1 protein-coding gene is annotated in these 237 nt (G+C 56.1%); it reads right to left on the reverse strand.

Translation table 11 applies throughout. The features are described from left to right. Positions 1–237: hypothetical protein (locus SAZ04_RS22975; RefSeq protein WP_332700114.1), on the reverse strand; the 237-nt coding region annotated here is incomplete at both ends.

Consider the following 237-nt stretch of genomic DNA (forward strand, 5'->3'; position numbering starts at 1 on the left):
CGTCCGGAGAAGCCAACGGTGGTGCATCCAGCAGTTGGTAATCGTTTTTCTCTTTACCTTTTTTGCCCGGCTGCAGCTCGATGTAAGCACCAGACAGCAACGTACCCAGACCGGAAATGCCTTCACGGCCAATCTGCGGTTTCACCACCCAGAAGGCGGTATCCTCGCGCAGCAATTTCTCCATGCCGGAGTTTAACCGAGCCTGCACCACCACCTTGCTCAGGTCATCGCTCAGGG

It is taken from the genome of Halalkalibacter lacteus (assembly GCF_036663595.1).
GTDB lineage: Bacteria > Bacillota > Bacilli > Bacillales > Bacillaceae_D > Halalkalibacter > Halalkalibacter lacteus.